Source organism: Pararobbsia alpina, assembly GCF_902859895.1.
GTDB classification, from domain to species: Bacteria; Pseudomonadota; Gammaproteobacteria; order Burkholderiales; family Burkholderiaceae; genus Pararobbsia; species Pararobbsia alpina.
In genome coordinates, this window is the sequence record NZ_CADIKM010000187.1 from 1 (window position 1) to 888 (window position 888).

At 61.0% G+C, this 888-nt stretch carries 1 protein-coding gene; it reads left to right on the forward strand.

Features of this window, described 5'->3' with window-relative positions; genetic code table 11:
- The coding region (locus HV670_RS30195; protein ID WP_175108570.1) for a hypothetical protein at positions 1-888 on the forward strand (888 nt) is incomplete at both ends.

Genomic DNA, 888 nt, shown 5'->3' on the forward strand with positions numbered 1-888 from the left:
ATCATCGCGCGTGGCATCGAGAACTCGATCGCGCCGGAGCGACGCGACGCGGTAGGCAAGCGCATCGTTGCGGCGCTCGATAGCAACTGGTCGCTGAAGCACACCTTCGGTCGCAGCAGTGCGATGCAGCCGCGCCTCGCGCTGCAATACCTGATCGTCTACACTTTGACCTTCGTCTCCCTCTTCGCGAGCCTGCTGTTCATGCGCAGCGTCTGCCTGAGCCTGACGGGCAGCCCGGCCGCCGCGACGCTCGCGCCTCTCGCGTTCGCCGTGGCGATACCGCTCCTGATGAGCAAGAACGGGTATTTCTACGACTTTCCCGAGATTCTGTTCATGTCGCTGGGCGCATGGCTCGCATTGCGCGACCGCTGGATCGCGCTCGCCGTCGTCACCGCCATCGCGACCCTGAACAAGGAGACTTATTTCCTGTTTGCGCTCGCGTTGATGCCGTTCATGATCAAAGGCAGGCCGACATCGCGTGATGTCCTGAAAATCGTCGCCGTCGTGGCCGCGGGCGTGATCGTGAATCTGGCCGTCAAGGCTCACTACGCGGCCAGCCCCGGGGCGCCGATCGAGCTACACCTGCGGGACAATCTGCAGTTCTACCTGAACCCGCTCAGCTATCTGCGCCTTGCCATCGACTATGGTGTCGTGATGCCGAACGCGTTCTTCGTGGTCAATATCGCGCTCGTGGTCGCGCTGGTGGTTCGAGGCTGGCCTATGCTGTCGCAGCCAACGCGACGCCATGCGATCATTTGCGCGGTCATTAATTTCCCCTTGTTCTTCGTCTTTTGCGCGCCTGAGGAGCTGCGCAACCTGAGCCTGCTCTACATCACCTTGACAGTACTTATCGCGTTCAATCTGAAGCGCTGGATCAGGGCGACAGAA